This is a genomic window from Citrobacter telavivensis, from assembly GCA_009363175.1.
GTDB classification, from domain to species: Bacteria; Pseudomonadota; Gammaproteobacteria; order Enterobacterales; family Enterobacteriaceae; genus Citrobacter_A; species Citrobacter_A telavivensis.
The window spans coordinates 1,335,755-1,352,743 of sequence record CP045205.1 but is presented as its reverse complement, the minus strand read 5'-3'; the positions used below and the strand labels follow the sequence as shown (position 1 = coordinate 1,352,743).

Genomic DNA, 16,989 nt, shown 5'->3' with positions numbered 1-16,989 from the left:
AAAATTTTCACCTTGCGGGTCTGTTAGTATTCTAACATCCACTCGCTATTACACTTCGATATACATCACAGTTAATGAAAACTACGTACAAATTTGCATTACTGTAATGAGATCAACTTCAAATAATCTCCCTTTTCTGTCGCTTTCTTCTCCACTCAGGCGCATCAGGATCAAAGTGCTAACAGCACATCTTTCTACAATGACATGATGATCTTCGGCCGATAAAGGAATCACGATGCCCACGCCCCATGAAACCGCGCTGCAACAACGTTGTCAGCAAATCGTCACCAGTTCACTCTTCAGCCCAGAACAGAAACGCCATTTTCTCGCGCTGGAAGCAGAGAACAATCTGCCTTATCCCGCACTGCCCGCCGGGGCCCGTCAGGCACTGGACGACGGGGTTATCTGCGATATGTTCGAAGGTCACGCGCCGTATAAACCGCGCTATGTACTTCCCGATTACGCCCGTTTTCTGGCCAACGGTTCAGCCTGGCTGGAACTGGAAGGGGCGAAAGATCTGGACGATGCGCTGTCCCTGCTGACCATTCTGTATCACCACGTGCCTTCCGTTACATCGATGCCGGTTTACCTGGGGCAACTGGATACGCTGCTGCAACCGTATGTTAGAATTCTAACACAAGAAGCGATCGATATTCGAATAAAACGTTTCTGGCGTTATCTCGACAGAACGCTGCCTGACGCATTCATGCATGCGAATATTGGCCCCGCCGATACCCCCATCACTCGAGCCATTTTACGCGCCGATGCAGAGTTAAAGCAGGTTGCGCCTAACCTGACGTTCATCTACGACCCGGAGATAACACCCGATGATCTCCTGCTGGAAGTGGCGAAAAACATTTGTGAATGCAGCAAGCCACATATTTCCAACGGGCCGATAAATGATAAAATTTTCACAAAAGGCCACTATGGCATCGTCAGCTGTTACAACTCTCTGCCCCTTGCCGGCGGCGGCAGCACGCTGGTTCGTCTCAATCTGAAAGCCATTGCCGAGCGCAGTACCTCTGTCTATGACTTCTTTAACCGCACGCTGCCGTACTATTGCCAGCAGCAAGTCGCCATCATCGATGCGCGATGTGAGTTCCTTTATGAAAAATCACATTTCTTTGAGAATAGCTTCCTGGTGCAGGAAGGACTGATCGATCCACAACGTTTTGTACCGATGTTCGGTATGTATGGTCTGGCGGAGGCGGTTAATCTGCTGTGCGAAAAAGCGGGCATGAACGCGCGCTACGGCAAAGATGAGACGGCGAACGATCTGGGCTATCGCATCAGCGCCCAGCTTGCTGATTTTGTTGAAAACACGCCGGTGAAATACGGCTGGCAGCAGCGCGCCATGCTGCATGCTCAGTCGGGGATCAGTTCGGATATCGGTACCACCCCAGGCGCGCGTTTACCCTATGGTGATGAACCGGATCCAATCACCCACCTACAGACCGTCGCGCCACATCATGCCTATTATCAGTCCGGTATCAGCGACATTCTGACGCTCGATGAAACCATCAAGCGCAACCCACAGGCGCTGGTACAACTCTGTCTGGGCGCGTTCAAAGCGGGAATGCGAGAGTTTACCGCCAATGTTAGCGGCAACGATCTGGTCCGCGTCACGGGGTATATGGTGCGCCTGTCCGATCTGGAAAAATACCGCGCCGAAGGCTCGCGGACCAATACCACCTGGCTGGGTGAAGAGGCCGCGCGTAATACGCATATTCTGGAACGCCAACCTCGTGTCGTGAGTCATGAACAGCAGATGCGCTTTCGTTAGTAAGGTTATTCCTTTCTCCTGCGTGGACGGGCCGGGTAGTCGTCTGGCCCTGTTTCTGCAAGGGTGTAATCTGCGCTGTAAGAATTGCCACAACCCGTGGACGATGGGACGCTGCAATGACTGCGGTGAGTGCGTCCCGCAGTGTCCGCATCAGGCGCTGAGCTTCAATGCCGGTAACGTTGTCTGGCAGGCAGAGGTTTGCGAACAGTGTGACACCTGTTTGCAAATGTGCCCGCAACAGGCGACGCCGATGGCACAGACGATGAGCATTGACGACGTGCTGCGCCAGATCCGCAAAGCTTCACTGTTCATTGAGGGGATCACCGTCAGCGGCGGCGAAGCCACGACGCAACTGCCTTTCGTTGTGGATTTATTTACGGCGATTAAGGCCGATCCGCAGCTACAGTCACTTACCTGTCTGGTCGACAGCAATGGATTGTTGAGCGAAACCGGCTGGGAGAAATTGCTGCCGGTTTGCGATGGCGCGATGCTCGATCTCAAAGCCTGGGATAGCGCACGCCACATTGCCCTCACCGGTCGGAATAACGCGCAGATCAAGCGCAGCATTACGCTGCTGACACAGCGGGGAAAACTGGCGGAACTGCGTCTGCTGGTGATTCCTGGACAGGTGGATTATTTACAGCACATTGATTCGCTTGCGGTCTTTATTTCGCAATTGGGCAATGTGCCAGTGCGGTTAAATGCGTTTCATGCGCATGGGGTCTTTGGAGAAGCGAGTGAATGGGCGAGCGCTACACCAAACGACGTGCAGCAACTGGCAACGGCATTACAGCAACGCGGCGTGGATAATCTGATCTTTCCGGCGTTGTATTTATGACCTGCCGGATGGCGGCTGACGCCTTATCCGGCCTACAAAAGCTACATATGCCGACCGTAGGCCTGATAAGCGAAGCGCCATCAGGCATGCAACTACTGGATGGTGGGCCAATCAATCGTATGATCGCTTATACATCAAACAATGTGGTCGTATTGCGATACAGCGCGTCAGCAATCAGCTCTGCGGGTTCCGGACGTAATTCGCACAACACCCCGAACACTCTCGCCACCTGCTCCGGACGATTAGGCTGCCCCTGAAAACCATTCAGCGGCATATCCGGCGCGTCGGTCTCCAGCAGTAGCGCCTCCAGCGGCAGTCGCGCCATCACATCGCGGGTTTTACTGGCGCGCGGATAGGTGATCGTTCCACCCACCCCAATCTTATAGCCCAGTTGCACAAAACGCTCCGCCTGCTGCAGGCTACCAGCGAAACCGTGCACTACGCCGGTTCGCGGCAGATCCTGACGCTTAAGATGCATAGCCAGCCTGTCATGCGTGCGCCGGGAATGCAGGATTACGGGTAAATCGTAGCGTCTGGCCAGTTGCAGCTGTGCTTCCAGAAACCGTTCCTGCTTCGCGAACTGCGGATCGTCGCGATACAGATCCAGACCGATCTCACCAATAGCAATCACCTTTGCCGGACGCGTCTCCAGCGCATGTTGCAGACGCGCAAGATCCTCATCAGTATGTTGCTCAATCACAATGGGATGCAGTCCCAGTGCGGCATACAGCGGGGAAAAACGTTCCGCCAGCGCCCGCACGCGGGCAAAGTTTTCCGCTGCGGTGGCCGGAATAATGATCTTCTCAACGCCCGCTTCGCCGGCGAGTTGCAGGCTGTGGGCTTCATCCCCCGTGAAAGGAGGGAAGTCAAAGTGACAGTGGGTGTCGATAAAGCGAAAACTCACGCCAGATCCTCATTACTGAATGTCGTATCGTTAGCCTGCGGCGCATCGCTCAGCGCCGCCACATGGGCATCGTTGGCGACCGGTGCCGGCGGAACCACCACCGGCGTCGGCGTGACGGTCGGCAGCAGGTGGCGCGATAACGGCGGCTCAGCTGCCAGCAGTTTTCCCACGGTCGCCAGGAAGTAGCGCCCGCACAGTCGTCCAATTTTATAGTCTTCCCGCAGCGCCGGAATACGACTTCCCAGCGCCATACTTTTCAGCGGTTTCGGCGGGTAAATTTCAAAGATCTTCAGCTTGCCCGGTGGTTTTTCAATGAATCGCTGAATTTCCGTATAACTGGCTTCGTGGTGCTGGACCAGATTGACCAGCGGCTGCAGGCTGCTTTCGCCCAACCAGCGCTCCATCCGCTTGAACCACTGCGGGGTGTAATACATTTGCGAAGGCACCGTGCGGATCACCACCAGCGTTTTCGCCCCCTGCTTCACGGCCTCGCGAACCGGAATTGCATCGCTGATCCCGCCATCGAGATAATTGATCCCCTCCAGCGACACGCCGCTACGATAGAACCCCGGGATCGCACTGGACGCCCGGATCAGATCGAGCCAGTTTTGATTGTTGGGAGAGAAATAGTTCGGCGTGTAGTCATCACCCCGACAGGCGCACATGTAGAACGATTTCCCCGTTTCGAACAGGCGCGAGGCGGTATCCATCTGCAATGGCATCTGAGTCGCCGTGGACTCCACCAGCCAGTCGAGATCGATCAGATTCCCGCCACGCACAAAGCGTACCGGGTCAAAGAATTCACGTTTGGTGGTATAGCGCATGATGACTTTGCGCCCATAGCCGGGCTGGTTGCACAGATAGGCCGACAAATTTTGCGCCCCCGCTGAAGTGCCGTAATAGAGATCGAACGGATTAAACTGCGCGCGCATGAACTCATCCAGTACACCTGCGGTAAAGATGCCACGCTGCCCGCCCCCCTCGCAGACCAACGCCAGGCGACCCGGTTTAAACGTTCTTAATGACAACGGCGCAATATTGCCGAGCGTGACGGGTATACGCTGCCCCACCTCTGCCTTCCTGTTTTTTATTGTGTAAAGTGCCAAAGTAACGCAAATAGGCGGCGGCTAAAACCGAAAAAGCCAGTCCACCGGACTGGCTTAACAACAGAATCATGGTGTGGTTTAGGCGCTAGGGCCGCTTACGCCCTGTAAACAGGCTGACCAGGAAGAGAATAATCCCGACAACGAAGACAATTTTCGCCGCACCCGCTGCGGTGCCGGCCAGTCCACCAAATCCCAAAGCGGCGGCAATTAACGCGATAACCAGAAATATAATGCCCCAACGAAACATACGCTTCTCCTTTACCATAGTTAATATCGACCGCTTGATATGAGCGCTCAGGCCACTCATTCACGCTATTGTTTGTGTCGTGCCCATGACGTCCTCCGACCCAGGTCGGAGGAGAAAACGAAGACTTACTGCGCTTTCAGATCGTTTTTGACGCTTTTTACGCCATCAACGGCTTTTGCAATGCTCTCAGCACGCTCAATTTGCGCCTGAGAATCAACGGTGCCGGAAAGTTGGACCACGCCATCGGTCGTTTCAACTTTCACTTTGCGGGAAGGAACGATGTCATCCGCCAGCAGTTTCGCTTTAATCTCGCTGGTCGTTGCCGTATCGCCGGCATAGCCTTTCACGGAGTCTGATTTGCTGTCGCGAACGTGGAGTTTGTCGCTGACGGAAGTGACGCCTTCAACGCCTTTCGCTACATTCACGGCCTCTTCCGCCTGCGCCTGGCTTTCAACGAAGCCGCTCAGCGTCACCACTTTCTGATCGGTTTTGACGGAAATATCGGTGCTCTTAATGCTTTCATGATCCACCAGTGCCGCTTTCACTTTCGCGGTAATGGCGCTGTCATCCATGAAATTACCGACTTTATTCATAGAGCTATCGACTTTCTGCCCTGCGCTTTCTACACCGGATTGCGCTTTATCCATTGTGGTGTTTTCTGCATACGCAGAACCCGTTGCCACAGCGGAGGTCAACATCACGGCCAGCAGAGTTTTAGAAATCTTCAGTCTTGTCATAATCATCGATTAATTCCTGTATGGTTTGCTCATAATTTGAGCTCAGGCAACATAAGGTTGCATTGCTGAATGTGGTGAAAAATTCACCCAGCTCAGAAGTCAATGGCAGCGGTCACAATCACAAAAGGTGATGATGATGCGCTGACAGGTGGCTCTCTGAGTCAGTTATTAATATCGTGACTACAATAGACATTAGCTTTAAGCACTTAGATTCACGCATTGAACGGTATTTAAAGCCAATATTTATGTCATCACTTTGTTAAATATAGATCACAATTTTGAAAAAGCGCGGCGAACTGCGCAAAAAACAGGCAGTCATAAGCAAAACAGAGGGATTTAAGAACATTCCGCAACGGGCTAATAAGGCAGGAAAAGTCGCAGGGCGCAGCGGCTGCCACGCCCTGAAGGGGGGATTAGTGTTCGCGCGTCTTGCGGAACTGAACGTCAGGATAACGCTCTTGCGTCAGATTAAGGTTCACCATCGTTGGTGCGATGTAGGTCAGGTTATCGCCGCCATCGAGCGCCAGTTGAACTTCGTTCTTACGTTTAAACTCTTCGAATTTCTTCGCGTCAGCACATTCCACCCAGCGAGCGGTCGCCACGTTGACGGACTCATAAATGGCCTCAACGTTGTATTCGCTCTTCAGACGGGCAACCACCACGTCGAACTGCAGTACACCGACCGCGCCCACGATCAGATCGTTGTTGGCGATTGGGCGGAAGACCTGCACCGCGCCCTCTTCGGAGAGCTGGACCAGACCTTTCAGCAACTGTTTCTGCTTCAGCGGATCTTTCAGGCGAATACGACGGAACAGTTCCGGCGCGAAGTTCGGAATACCGGTGAACTTCATCATTTCACCCTGAGTGAACGTATCGCCAATCTGGATAGTACCGTGGTTGTGCAGACCGAGAATATCACCCGGATAAGCCTCTTCCACATGCGAACGGTCACCAGCCATAAAGGTCAGCGCATCAGAGATCACCACGTCTTTGCCAATACGGACCTGACGCAGCTTCATGCCTTTTTCGTACTTACCGGAAACGACGCGCATAAATGCCACGCGGTCACGGTGTTTCGGATCCATGTTGGCCTGAATTTTAAAGACGAAGCCGGTGAACTTCTCTTCTTCCGCTTCCACCACGCGAGTATCAGTCTTGCGCGGCATTGGCGCTGGCGCCCACTCCACCAAACCGTCCAGCATGTGATCAACGCCGAAGTTACCCAGCGCGGTACCAAAGAAGACCGGGGTAATTTCGCCCGCCAGGAACAGTTCTTTATCAAACTCGTTAGAGGCGCCCTTCACCAGTTCCAGTTCGTCGCGCAGTTGCTGCGCTAAGTCTTCCCCAACGGCCGCGTCGAGAGCCGGGTTATCCAAACCTTTAACAATGCGTACTTCCTGGATGGTATGACCTTTACCCGTCTGATACAGATAGGTTTCATCTTTATAAAGGTGATAAACCCCTTTGAACAACTTACCGCAGCCAATCGGCCAGGTGATCGGCGCACAGCCGATTTTCAGTTCGTTCTCTACTTCGTCCAGCAACTCCATCGGGTCACGGATATCGCGGTCGAGTTTGTTCATAAAGGTCAGGATCGGCGTATCGCGCAGACGGGTGACTTCCATCAGTTTACGGGTACGATCCTCGACGCCTTTTGCAGCGTCGATCACCATCAGGCAGCAGTCCACCGCCGTCAAAGTACGATAGGTATCTTCGGAGAAGTCTTCGTGCCCCGGGGTGTCCAGCAGGTTGACCAGACAGTTATGATACGGAAACTGCATGACGGAGGTGGTAATGGAGATCCCACGCTGCTTTTCCATTTCCATCCAGTCCGATTTCGCATGCTGACTGGAACCACGGCCTTTTACCGTACCGGCAGTCTGGATCGCCTGTCCGAACAGCAACACCTTCTCTGTGATGGTCGTTTTACCGGCATCCGGGTGAGAAATAATGGCAAAAGTGCGGCGCTTGGCCACCTCCTGCAAATAAGGAGACAACGTCATAGTTCATTCTTCTTGAGTAAACGCGGTGTCGCACCGCGCATGTTGAATACGAAAAATTGCGGCTATTTTACCCATCAGCGGGGGGGAGGCAATCAGTGTTTACACAGGAGTTGCTCCAGTTCGTGTAATGACGATACGGTCCACGTCGGCTTGATGCCTTCCGGCTGCTCACGATGATGCGCATTCAGCCAGCAGGTAGAAAGCCCGGCGTTGATGCCGCCGAGAATATCGGACGCAGCGGTATCCCCCACCATCAGCACCCGAGCGCGATCGGGATTGCCCGCCTGCGCCAGGGCGTAATCAAAAATCTTCGGATCCGGCTTTGCCACGCCAACTTCTTCGGAAATGACCAGCAAATCAAAGTAGTCGCGAAGTCCTGTACGTTCCAGGCGGATCTGCTGTAAAGAGGTGAACCCATTGGTAATAATGCCTATTTTGGCTTTGCCGCGAATCGCATTGAGCAGCGAAACGGCTCCCGGCAGCGGCGCGCAAATTTCAGCCATCGCATTCATAAAGGCATCATTCAGCGAGCCGGGCTCGACCTTTAACCGTTCAGCCCAGCTCTGGAAGCGGGCATGCTGAAGCTGTAATGACGTGATCGCGCCGTTCTGATAATCCACCCACAGCGGTTTATTCACGGCCTGGTAGTCCTGAAAATCTTCAGCGGTAAAGGTGATGCTGTAATCGAGAAACATCCGCTGTAAGCCAGTAAACGAGTCAAATGTGAACAGCGTTTCGTCGGCATCAAAGAAAATCCAGTCCCACTTCATCATTACACCTTCTTTTACATACTGATTGGCAGTGCCATTATGATGGCGTCCTCACGACCGTCAGCGGTCGGATAATAATTGCGGCGAATCGTTGCCTCGTTAAAGCCCAGGCTTTCATACAATGCGATGGCGGCAACGTTGGAGGCGCGAACCTCCAGCCACAGCGTCAGGACGCCGCGTTTTTCTAACTCATCAATGAGATGTTCCAGCAGCGCTTTCCCGAATCCCCGGCGCTGAAAATCGGGATCAACGGCAATGTTGAACAGCGTAGCTTCATCCAGCACGACCTGCGTAATCGCAAACGCCGCCATTCTCCCTTCTACCGTCAATTGATAGTTGAGATAGCGCTCCCCCTGATTACTGGCAAAAGTGTGTTCGCTCCAGGGAAACGCATGGGCGCGTTTTTCAATCTGAAACGCGGCGGGTAAATCACTCTGACTGAGGGAAGAAATCGTGTTCATGTGTGCAGATTTGTTGCCATAGCGCGGCGCGTGCCGCTGGGTTTGCCCGCAATTCATCAAAAGCCGGCGTTGCAACCTGCGCACCTTCCAGTGACAGCGGCGCTTCTGTGCCCAGCCGCCAGCTGTTGCAGCGGCTGCCCTGCGGCAGCATCGCAACGCGTTCCGGCGTCACCTGCAAAACCTGATCGGGGCTCAGGGTTAACGCGCGCAGAATATCGCTTACCAGAGGTTCAGTCAGCGGCGGCAGTATTTCACCTACCATCACCAGACGGACGTGCGCAGGAATGGAAATCGCGATCTCTCCCTGCAACGCGCCGGGGCGACGCAGCGACCACTGGGTAATGCCCAGTTGCTGTAACTGCCAGTCTCGTCGGGTTGTCATAGCGAATCGCTCCTGTATTCAGGGGCGCAAATATAGCAAATTAGTCGAATAGACGCCATCAAACGTCTATAATCGCCCGCTGTATGAATTAAGGAGTTTTCCATGTCTGCTTTAACCCCGGCAAGTGAAGTCTTGCTGCGCCACAGTGATGATTTCGAACAAAGCCGTATTCTGTTTGCCGGAGATTTGCAGGATGACCTGCCCGCACGTTTTGAATGCGCTGCCAGCCGCGTACATACGCAGCAGTTCCACCACTGGCAGGTGCTGAGCCGCCAGATGGGCGACAACGCGCGCTTTAGCCTTGTTGCACAAGCGCAAGACGTTGCCGATTGCGACACTTTTATCTACTACTGGCCGAAAAACAAACCGGAAGCCCAGTTCCAGTTGATGAATATTCTGTCACTACTTCCCGTTGGCACTGACATTTTTGTGGTCGGCGAAAACCGCAGCGGCGTGCGCAGCGCTGAGCAAATGCTGGCCGAATATGCCTCGCTGAACAAAATCGACAGCGCGCGCCGCTGCGGGCTGTATCATGGTCGTCTGGACAAACAGCCAACGTTTGACGCAGAAAAATTCTGGGGCGAATACAACGCTGAGGGGTTGACGATAAAAACCCTGCCGGGCGTATTCAGTCGCGATGGTCTGGATGTTGGCAGTCAGTTGCTGCTGTCCACCCTGACGCCGCATACCAAAGGGAAAGTGCTGGACGTCGGCTGCGGCGCAGGCGTACTTTCCGTAGCGCTTGCCAGCCATTCGCCGAAAGTACGTTTAACCCTCTGCGACGTTGCGGCGCCGGCGGTTGAAGCCAGTCGCGCCACGCTGGCTGCAAACGGCATTGAGGGCGAGGTCTTCGCCAGTAACGTCTTCTCCGAAGTGACGGGCCGGTTTGATATGATAATCTCCAACCCGCCGTTCCATGACGGTATGCAAACCAGCCTGGATGCCGCGCAAACCCTGATTCGCGGTGCCGTACGTCACCTGAACAGCGGCGGCGAACTGCGCATTGTCGCTAACGCTTTCCTGCCGTATCCGCAGATACTGGATGAGACCTTTGGCTTCCACGACGTCATCGCCCAGACCGGACGCTTCAAAGTGTATCGCACGGTCATGACCCGCCAGGCGAAAAAAGCGTGATATCACAATGACGGCCATGCGAATGGCCGTTTTTGCAGCAATCACCGCTGCCCCACGTAATTAACTATTGACGAATAGCTGAAAACCACTAGAATGCGCCTCCGTGGTAGTGATTCTTTTTAAGAATCGATGGTATGCGAAGGTGGCGGAATTGGTAGACGCGCTAGCTTCAGGTGTTAGTGTCCTTACGGACGTGGGGGTTCAAGTCCCCCCCCTCGCACCATAAACCACGTTGATATTGCTCGCACTGGGCGAAGGTGGCGGAATTGGTAGACGCGCTAGCTTCAGGTGTTAGTGTTCTTACGGACGTGGGGGTTCAAGTCCCCCCCCTCGCACCAACGAGGCGATATCAAAAAGTAAGATGACTGTGCGAAGGTGGCGGAATTGGTAGACGCGCTAGCTTCAGGTGTTAGTGTCCTTACGGACGTGGGGGTTCAAGTCCCCCCCCTCGCACCAATTATCTTACATCCCTCTCTGTAGCATTCCCGGTTTTCATCCCTGATTCCAGTTCATCATTACCAGCATCATTCCACCGATCAGCACGACACACGATGGCAGCAACACAAAGTGCCGCAATTGTTTGTGATAGAGCATCACCGGGGTCAGCAATAACCCTAATACAATGATGGCCTTCCATGCCCCGAGAGAAAGATCGGCAAATGCCAGCCCGGTAATGACGATTCCAGGCAGCAATACTCCCCAGCCACTCCCCAGCGCCCGTTGCAACATGGTTTCACCTCTCACATCGATAATGATAACCAATATCATATGACAATTTTTCTCATTTGTCAGCAATCCATACGTCACTTATATGAGCTTTACTCAAGCAATGATGACATGAATTATTTAAGGTGATAAATTGCACAACGGTAAACGTACAGATACAATAATCTGATTCCAGGCAAGCATCTTCTCACCCATTATTTATGTGTCGTGAACAGTGTATGCGACGTGAACAGTGTAATTGTTAGATAAATAATGACGTTAAGATATGACTGCACAATCCTGGCAAACGCTGCGCACTAAAAAGTACCAACTCTCTCTGCGACTCTTTTTGTTTCTCAACGCTATTTCTGCGTTGTTTGCCATTGCTTTTCCTATCTATCCCAGTAAAACCGTCTCCACACCGGTGTCTCTCATCCTTGTGCTGAGCACTGCGTTGCTGACATGGCATGTAAGGTATGCGAAGAAGCGGATTAATCTCCATGTCATCTCAATACTCTTTGGCGGTTTATGGGCAGCGCACATTACGCTGAAATACCAGACGTTGCAGAATCCTGACTATTCCTTTTTGCTGATCGCACTGCTGAGCGTGTTGTTTATTGGATCAATTGCGTTTGCCAATAACATCGTCGCATTTACCCTCCATTCACTGCCGTCCTTGTTGGCCTGTTTATGTCTGAACGGTAGCGAGCACGCTCTACGACTGCTCTATTTTATGGCCCTGCCCATGGCTGGTATTGCCATTCAGCATGTGATTCAAAAGCGCTACGACGATTTCGCCCAGCAACTTATGTTCAAACTGCTCGCCGAAAGAGAGACGCTGACCGACCTGAGTATGCTCGACCCCTTAACGGGATTGTATAATCGGCGAGGACTCCAGCATAAGCTGAAAGCTGTGCTGGAACTGGATACGCATGAGCATTACGTTTTGCTGATCGACATCGACCATTTCAAAGCCTACAACGATCACTATGGGCATATGATGGGCGATCAGGCCCTGATCCGCGTTTCCGCCGCGATCCGCAATGCCGTGCGTTCACGCGATATTGTCGCCCGTTTTGGCGGTGAAGAGTTTATGGTGCTCCTGACGGCGAGCGATCCACTGACAGCCCGCGAGGCGGCTGAACGTATCCGGCAGAATGTTTACGATCTTAAAATTCCCCATATGTTCAATGAGAACGTCGCAACGCAGGTAACAATCAGTATTGGTATTGCGCCTCTGGTAGGGGGAGATGTCGAAGAGGCGATTCGTCATGCTGATAAGGCGCTCTATAAAGCGAAAGATCTGGGGCGTAACCATATTTTAGTCAGTGACGATCCGGGTATCGCCTGACACGCCGTAGCCAATTAATGCGCCGTTGAACGTCAGACTGACAAAGATCTTGCTATCGGTTATGCCTGTCGCTAGGATTAGCAATCATTATCATTTATATTACTATCTAACTCATGGCCTATCGTTCCGCACCGATTATTGACGATGTCATCTGGCGAGGGCATCTCCAACCGCAGATGCCCTCGCTGGCTGAGGCCGTGCGTGCAACCATAGCCCAGACGCGTGAGCATCTGCTGGATTTCATCCGTCTGGATGAACCCGCCCCTCCGAGCGCGATGACACTGGCACAATGGCGTCGCCCAAGCGAACTCCAGTCTCTGCTGGCAATTTACTCCAATCATATTTATCGCAACCACCCCGCGCAGCCGCGCGAAAACAAACCATTAATCTCGCTGTGGGCACAGTGGTACATCGGTCTGATGGTGCCCCCACTGATGCTTGCCCTGCTGACGCAGGAGACGGCAATTGATGTCTCTCCCGAACACGTCCACGTGGAGTTTCACGAGACGGGGCGTGCAGCGTGCTTCTGGATTGACGTGCATCAGGATCGTCTGGCGACGACGCAATCACCGCAGGCGCGCATGGAAACATTGGTTAAGCAGGCGTTGACTCCGGTCATCCAGGCGCTTGAGGCAACCGGAGAAATCAACGGTAAACTTATCTGGAGCAATACCGGCTATCTGATTAACTGGTATCTCACGGAGATGAAACCGCTGCTGGGTGAAGAGTTGTTGAACACGCTGCGCCAGGGCTGCTTCTTTGAAAAGCAGTTGTCCTGTGGTGCTGACAACCCACTCTGGCGCACGGTCGTCCCTCGCGAGGGGATTCTGGTACGCAGAACATGCTGTCAGCGTTATCGTCTGCCGGACGTTCAGCAGTGCGGTGACTGTACGCTGAAGTAATCAGGGAGCGTTCGCCCCCTGAGGATTACAACGCAATCTGCTCGTTTTCCGCGTCTGAACGCTGTGCCTCTTCCGCCTCTTGTTCCAGCAGCTGCTTCTCGTACACTTTAAAGAACGGGAAATAGATGACGGCAGAAACGATAGCCAGAAGAACCACCAGAATCGCTGCGCGATAATCCCAACCTAGCGCCCACGCCGCACCGACAGGTGCCGGCGCGGTCCATGGCACCACCGAAATCACGCGACCAATCAGATCCAGTTTCATCGCCGCCCAGGCCAGCACGGCATTCACCATCGGTGCCAGCAGGAAAGGAATAAAGAACACGGGATTCATGACGATAGGCGTACCAAAAATCACCGGCTCGTTAATGTTGAAGATACTGGGAACCACACTCAGTCGGCCTATCGAACGCAGATGTACGGAACGACTGCGCAAATAGCAAATCACCAGCCCCATTGTTGCACCCGACCCACCGATCACGATGAAGAATGTCCAGAATGCCTCCATGAAAATATGCGGTAACGGTGCGCCCTGCGCCAGCGCAGTCTGGTTCATACCGAGGTTGGTCAGCCAAAACATTTGCAGCATCCCGGAGACGATCGCCGCGCCGTGAATACCGGCAAACCACAACAAATGGCCAATCAGCACCGCCAGTAAAATCGCTGGCAGAGAATCGGCAGCCGATACCAGCGGTTTAAAAATAGACATAATGGCCTGCGGGATGAGCATGTCGAACTGTGCCTGAATCAGCAGGCTGAGCGGGTACAATGTGAGCACCACCACCAGCACCGGAATCAGGAGATCGAATGAGTTTTTGATCATCGGCGGAACCTGATCGGGTAAACGAATGCCAATGTTATGTGCCTTCAGAAAACGCATCATTTCTACGCAATAAATTGCCACCAGAATCGCCGTAAAAATCCCCGTTCCGCCGAGGCTGTCCACAGGCAGAGTGCCTTTTGTTTTAGGCGCAGCGACCAGTAAGAACGCCATGGTGGAGAGCATGGCGCACATGAACGGATCCAACTGATGTGACTTCGCGTAATGTTTGCCCAGGTTATAGGCAATAGCGGCACAAATATAGATCGACATGATCCCCATGGTCATATCAAAAGGGGTCAGGATCTGCCCTTCAAACTGTTTCGCCATATCCAGCCAGGCCCGGGCAAATCCCCAGGTGGTATCCGGCGAAAACGGAGGATAGGCAAATACCAACAGAAACGATCCGACAATCATAAATGGCATCGCGGAAATAAAGCCGTCACGGATAGACATAACATGACGCTGTGAAGAAATGCGCCCGGCAATCGGGCTGACATAGTTTTCAACAAACCGAAAAATCACATTAAAGACTGCATGGTTGGTAGATTTCATAAGTGGCTCTTTTTATGTGATACAGAGGAAGTGACAACTCCAGTATTAATCGCTCTTTCACAGACTGCAACCGGTTACGGTAACCGGTTTCCGTGATTGTGAAGAGGATCGAAAAATCACCCATGTTGCTGGTTTGTTATATTAAAATATTTACAGTACAGGACGACTTATGCCAAATTACACTCGCAGTTTTCTGAAGCGTCGGGGACTGCAGAAATGGTGTCAGGAGAATCGAATGAGTCTGCAATCGGTACGGCAATTTCTGGCCGAACATGCCCCGGATATTGAAATCATTGAATTAAAACAAAGTACCGCGACGGTTGAACTGGCGGCCAAAGCACATAACGTACAGCCCGGACAAATAGCAAAAACCCTTTCGCTGAAGGTGAAAGACACCATCATCCTGGTTGTCGCCAAAGGCGACGCAAGACTGGACAATAAAAAGCTCAAAAGCACCTTCGGTGCCAAAGCGCGCATGCTGAACAGTGATGAAGTCGTCAACGCGACGGGGCATCCCGTTGGCGGGGTTTGCCCTTTCGGGCTGGAAACTCCGTTGCCCGTTTATTGTGACGTCTCTTTACGATCGTTCACCGAAGTCCTTCCGGCAGCAGGAGCCACATATAGCGCAGTGCGTATTGCACCAGAGCGTATGGCTGAACTGACTTCAGCCACCTGGGTTGATGTGTGCCAGTAATCATCCGTTTTTAGCTTTCGCGGCGGTTAAAGCAAAATATCTGCCGCATGCAGTAAACCGGCGTCAGAATTGACGCCCAGTTTCGACATCACGTTAAACTTGTGCGCCCGGATGGTCTTAATATTCCGCGCCAGTTCAATCGCAATTTGCGGCATTGAGTAGCCGTTAGACATAAAGCGCAAAATCTCACGCTCGGTTGGACTCAGCATGCGGCTCTGATTGAGATACCAGAGATTGTTATTACTTTCACTGATCCGCCGCGTGCCGCTTAATGCGGTAAATAACGCCTCCTGCAGCGCAGGGAGCGAGTTTGCTTTACTCAGCACACCATCTAACGGGGAGGGCGACAGTGCGCTGATTAAACGCGCTTCAGCATCATCATCCGCAATAACCAGACGACGCATAGCAGGATAGTTTTCAGACAGTTCGGTAAGGCTCATTAGTTCTACCCGCCTGGCTTTTCGGACCGAGGAGAGAGAGAAAATAACGGCAGAAAAAACTGTCGTACTCATCGCCTGTTGAAAATCATCCAGCGTCAAATAGAGATGCAGTTTATATTGGTTATCTGAGATTGCGTTAAATAGATTCTGAATACCAATTCCGCTCATAACACATTTTTCTATGAGTGCGACATTTCGCGTACGGTTTCTATTTTCCATTCCGCTGACTCTCCATATACCGAAGGTAAATTCAGCTCTCTGGCTCCCTGAGAACTGTTAATCCATGCATACATTTCCGCATTACTGTGTATTGATAAGCGGCGCATGGCGCTGTTTTTCTGGGCGCTGATAGTTTTATTGCTTTTCTTAAGTAACGCCGCAATTTGATTGATCCCCCACCCCTTCCCCAACAGGCGCAGTACTTTTCGCTCTGAAAGCGTCAAGAGGATAGCGTGGGAACTGAATTCCAGATGTTCTAACGGAGGGGGCGACAACAACATTTTGCTGATTCGGTCAGGACTGTTATGCCCGGAACGGATGGTGCTTACCAGACTCTCAATTGGTTCGACGTCAGACAGCAGCGTACTGAAGGGGCGTATCAGCAATTCAACCGCCTGCGCGTAATACGCACGTGACACCAGGAAAACCCAATGGATATCACGATATTGAGAAAGGAGTGTGTAGAATCGTTCGCAGACCGTGCGCGGGTGTTGGCATTCACCGGTTAAATCCACGATCGCCAACTCCGCCCGCCGGAGTTGTAGTGGCGTGAGTTCTTCTACCACACCACAAACGGTAAGCTCATACTCCGGGAAATGCCGTTGCATAACGCCGTGGAATCCCGCTTGTATAACAGGGACTTTACTGATGACAATTCCGTTTTTGCAGCATCCTGGCAACATATATCCTCCACATTCATATGAATTTATCTGCTATTAACTGGATCGCATGAGTATTAATACATACAACGATACAATACAAAGAACAGAATAATAGCCAATATGAATTGTTTATCCTTGGTGTTTTTCTTTAATTTCGCAAGATGTGGTTATACAACTATCACGGGGTATAATACAAGTCGATATTGTCAATATGTACACTATATTCCTGAATGGGACATTAAACATTCCTATTTTATATACGATTTTTTTATTTAT

General features: G+C 52.3%; 18 protein-coding genes and 3 tRNA genes. 9 read left to right on the top strand and 12 right to left on the bottom strand.

Annotated features, from left to right (window positions below):
- Positions 1-235 precede the first annotated feature (235 nt).
- Together GBC03_08630 and yjjW are read left to right on the top strand one after the other, a co-directional pair.
- Entirely contained in the window at positions 236-1,783 is a 1,548-nt protein-coding gene (locus GBC03_08630; protein QFS70266.1) for a YjjI family glycine radical enzyme, read from the top strand.
- Positions 1,758-2,621 carry a YjjW family glycine radical enzyme activase gene (gene yjjW, locus GBC03_08625; protein ID QFS70265.1) on the top strand — a complete coding sequence of 288 codons (864 nt, stop codon included), beginning with the start codon at positions 1,758-1,760 and terminating at the stop codon, positions 2,619-2,621. Before GBC03_08630 ends, yjjW begins: the two co-directional genes overlap by 26 nt.
- Before the next feature lie 127 nt (positions 2,622-2,748).
- Here yjjW and GBC03_08620 read toward each other — a convergent pair whose 3' ends face one another.
- The 8 genes from GBC03_08620 to GBC03_08585 all read right to left on the bottom strand — a co-directional run bounded on the left by GBC03_08620 (position 2,749) and on the right by GBC03_08585 (position 9,231).
- Positions 2,749-3,525 (bottom strand): metal-dependent hydrolase, encoded by a 777-nt coding sequence (locus GBC03_08620; GenBank protein QFS70264.1) that lies wholly within the window; start codon positions 3,523-3,525, stop codon positions 2,749-2,751.
- Positions 3,522-4,595 (bottom strand): patatin family protein, encoded by a 1,074-nt coding sequence (locus GBC03_08615; protein ID QFS70263.1) that lies wholly within the window; start codon positions 4,593-4,595, stop codon positions 3,522-3,524. The genes GBC03_08620 and GBC03_08615 overlap by 4 nt, the downstream gene beginning before the upstream one ends.
- Positions 4,596-4,716: 121 nt before the next feature.
- The gene (locus GBC03_08610) at positions 4,717-4,878 is read right to left on the bottom strand and encodes a DUF1328 domain-containing protein (GenBank protein ID QFS70262.1); all 162 of its coding nucleotides are present in this window, start codon (positions 4,876-4,878) and stop codon (positions 4,717-4,719) included.
- A gap of 125 nt (positions 4,879-5,003) precedes the next feature.
- Positions 5,004-5,621, bottom strand: coding sequence for a molecular chaperone OsmY (osmY, locus tag GBC03_08605; protein QFS70261.1), 618 nt, complete (start codon positions 5,619-5,621; stop codon positions 5,004-5,006).
- A gap of 407 nt (positions 5,622-6,028) precedes the next feature.
- Positions 6,029-7,618 carry a peptide chain release factor 3 gene (gene prfC / locus GBC03_08600; GenBank protein ID QFS70260.1) on the bottom strand — a complete coding sequence of 530 codons (1,590 nt, stop codon included), beginning with the start codon at positions 7,616-7,618 and terminating at the stop codon, positions 6,029-6,031.
- A gap of 92 nt (positions 7,619-7,710) precedes the next feature.
- Entirely contained in the window at positions 7,711-8,391 is a 681-nt protein-coding gene (locus GBC03_08595) for a pyrimidine 5'-nucleotidase (protein QFS70259.1), read from the bottom strand.
- 11 nt (positions 8,392-8,402) lie between these two features.
- Positions 8,403-8,849: a ribosomal-protein-alanine N-acetyltransferase gene (rimI, locus tag GBC03_08590; protein ID QFS70258.1), complete on the bottom strand. Its 447-nt coding sequence runs from the start codon at positions 8,847-8,849 to the stop codon at positions 8,403-8,405.
- Positions 8,818-9,231, bottom strand: coding sequence for a DNA polymerase III subunit psi (locus GBC03_08585; GenBank protein ID QFS70257.1), 414 nt, complete (start codon positions 9,229-9,231; stop codon positions 8,818-8,820). Before GBC03_08585 ends, rimI begins: the two co-directional genes overlap by 32 nt.
- Before the next feature lie 102 nt (positions 9,232-9,333).
- Between GBC03_08585 and rsmC the strand changes: the two genes are divergently transcribed.
- The 4 genes from rsmC to GBC03_08565 all read left to right on the top strand — a co-directional run bounded on the left by rsmC (position 9,334) and on the right by GBC03_08565 (position 10,821).
- Positions 9,334-10,365, top strand: coding sequence for a 16S rRNA (guanine(1207)-N(2))-methyltransferase RsmC (gene rsmC, locus GBC03_08580; protein QFS70256.1), 1,032 nt, complete (start codon positions 9,334-9,336; stop codon positions 10,363-10,365).
- Between the two features lie 136 nt (positions 10,366-10,501).
- Positions 10,502-10,588 (top strand) — tRNA-Leu (locus tag GBC03_08575).
- 28 nt (positions 10,589-10,616) lie between these two features.
- Positions 10,617-10,703: transfer RNA gene (locus GBC03_08570), tRNA-Leu, on the top strand.
- 31 nt (positions 10,704-10,734) lie between these two features.
- A tRNA-Leu gene (locus GBC03_08565) sits at positions 10,735-10,821 on the top strand.
- Positions 10,822-10,857: 36 nt separating this feature from the next.
- Here the strand turns inward: GBC03_08565 and GBC03_08560 are convergent.
- Complete coding sequence (locus GBC03_08560; protein ID QFS73953.1) at positions 10,858-11,094, bottom strand: DUF1435 family protein; 237 nt, start codon at positions 11,092-11,094, stop codon at positions 10,858-10,860.
- A 262-nt stretch (positions 11,095-11,356) separates the two neighbouring features.
- Between GBC03_08560 and GBC03_08555 the strand changes: the two genes are divergently transcribed.
- Together GBC03_08555 and fhuF are read left to right on the top strand one after the other, a co-directional pair.
- On the top strand, positions 11,357-12,421 hold the full coding sequence (locus tag GBC03_08555; protein QFS70255.1) for a diguanylate cyclase: 1,065 nt from the start codon (positions 11,357-11,359) through the stop codon (positions 12,419-12,421).
- 113 nt (positions 12,422-12,534) lie between these two features.
- Positions 12,535-13,323 carry a siderophore-iron reductase FhuF gene (gene fhuF / locus GBC03_08550; protein ID QFS70254.1) on the top strand — a complete coding sequence of 263 codons (789 nt, stop codon included), beginning with the start codon at positions 12,535-12,537 and terminating at the stop codon, positions 13,321-13,323.
- Positions 13,324-13,348: 25 nt separating this feature from the next.
- On the opposite strand, the gene GBC03_08545 is transcribed toward fhuF, so the two are convergent.
- Positions 13,349-14,698: a PTS sugar transporter subunit IIC gene (locus tag GBC03_08545; GenBank protein QFS70253.1), complete on the bottom strand. Its 1,350-nt coding sequence runs from the start codon at positions 14,696-14,698 to the stop codon at positions 13,349-13,351.
- 235 nt (positions 14,699-14,933) lie between these two features.
- On the opposite strand from GBC03_08545, the gene GBC03_08540 reads away from it, so the two are divergent.
- Positions 14,934-15,392, top strand: coding sequence for a YbaK/EbsC family protein (locus GBC03_08540; GenBank protein ID QFS70252.1), 459 nt, complete (start codon positions 14,934-14,936; stop codon positions 15,390-15,392).
- 26 nt (positions 15,393-15,418) lie between these two features.
- On the opposite strand, the gene bglJ is transcribed toward GBC03_08540, so the two are convergent.
- Together bglJ and GBC03_08530 are read right to left on the bottom strand one after the other, a co-directional pair.
- Positions 15,419-16,051 (bottom strand): DNA-binding transcriptional activator BglJ, encoded by a 633-nt coding sequence (gene bglJ / locus GBC03_08535; protein ID QFS70251.1) that lies wholly within the window; start codon positions 16,049-16,051, stop codon positions 15,419-15,421.
- Positions 16,012-16,734 (bottom strand): DNA-binding response regulator, encoded by a 723-nt coding sequence (locus tag GBC03_08530; GenBank protein ID QFS70250.1) that lies wholly within the window; start codon positions 16,732-16,734, stop codon positions 16,012-16,014. The genes bglJ and GBC03_08530 overlap by 40 nt, the downstream gene beginning before the upstream one ends.
- Positions 16,735-16,989 lie beyond the last annotated feature (255 nt).

Bases quoted from the DNA above. Each gene is read 5' to 3' on its own strand.
- GBC03_08595 (QFS70259.1), bottom strand. From the start codon at position 8,391: ATGATGAAGTGGGACTGGATTTTCTTTGATGCCGACGAAACGCTGTTC.
- GBC03_08540 (QFS70252.1), top strand. From the start codon at position 14,934: ATGAGTCTGCAATCGGTACGGCAATTTCTGGCCGAACATGCCCCGGAT.
- GBC03_08545 (QFS70253.1), bottom strand. From the start codon at position 14,698: ATGAAATCTACCAACCATGCAGTCTTTAATGTGATTTTTCGGTTTGTT.
- rimI (QFS70258.1), bottom strand. From the start codon at position 8,849: ATGAACACGATTTCTTCCCTCAGTCAGAGTGATTTACCCGCCGCGTTT.
- GBC03_08530 (QFS70250.1), bottom strand. From the start codon at position 16,734: ATGTTGCCAGGATGCTGCAAAAACGGAATTGTCATCAGTAAAGTCCCT.
- rsmC (QFS70256.1), top strand. From the start codon at position 9,334: ATGTCTGCTTTAACCCCGGCAAGTGAAGTCTTGCTGCGCCACAGTGAT.
- prfC (QFS70260.1), bottom strand. From the start codon at position 7,618: ATGACGTTGTCTCCTTATTTGCAGGAGGTGGCCAAGCGCCGCACTTTT.
- GBC03_08630 (QFS70266.1), top strand. From the start codon at position 236: ATGCCCACGCCCCATGAAACCGCGCTGCAACAACGTTGTCAGCAAATC.
- GBC03_08560 (QFS73953.1), bottom strand. From the start codon at position 11,094: ATGTTGCAACGGGCGCTGGGGAGTGGCTGGGGAGTATTGCTGCCTGGA.
- GBC03_08585 (QFS70257.1), bottom strand. From the start codon at position 9,231: ATGACAACCCGACGAGACTGGCAGTTACAGCAACTGGGCATTACCCAG.
- GBC03_08610 (QFS70262.1), bottom strand. From the start codon at position 4,878: ATGTTTCGTTGGGGCATTATATTTCTGGTTATCGCGTTAATTGCCGCC.
- bglJ (QFS70251.1), bottom strand. From the start codon at position 16,051: ATGGAAAATAGAAACCGTACGCGAAATGTCGCACTCATAGAAAAATGT.
- GBC03_08555 (QFS70255.1), top strand. From the start codon at position 11,357: ATGACTGCACAATCCTGGCAAACGCTGCGCACTAAAAAGTACCAACTC.
- osmY (QFS70261.1), bottom strand. From the start codon at position 5,621: ATGATTATGACAAGACTGAAGATTTCTAAAACTCTGCTGGCCGTGATG.
- yjjW (QFS70265.1), top strand. From the start codon at position 1,758: ATGAACAGCAGATGCGCTTTCGTTAGTAAGGTTATTCCTTTCTCCTGC.
- fhuF (QFS70254.1), top strand. From the start codon at position 12,535: ATGGCCTATCGTTCCGCACCGATTATTGACGATGTCATCTGGCGAGGG.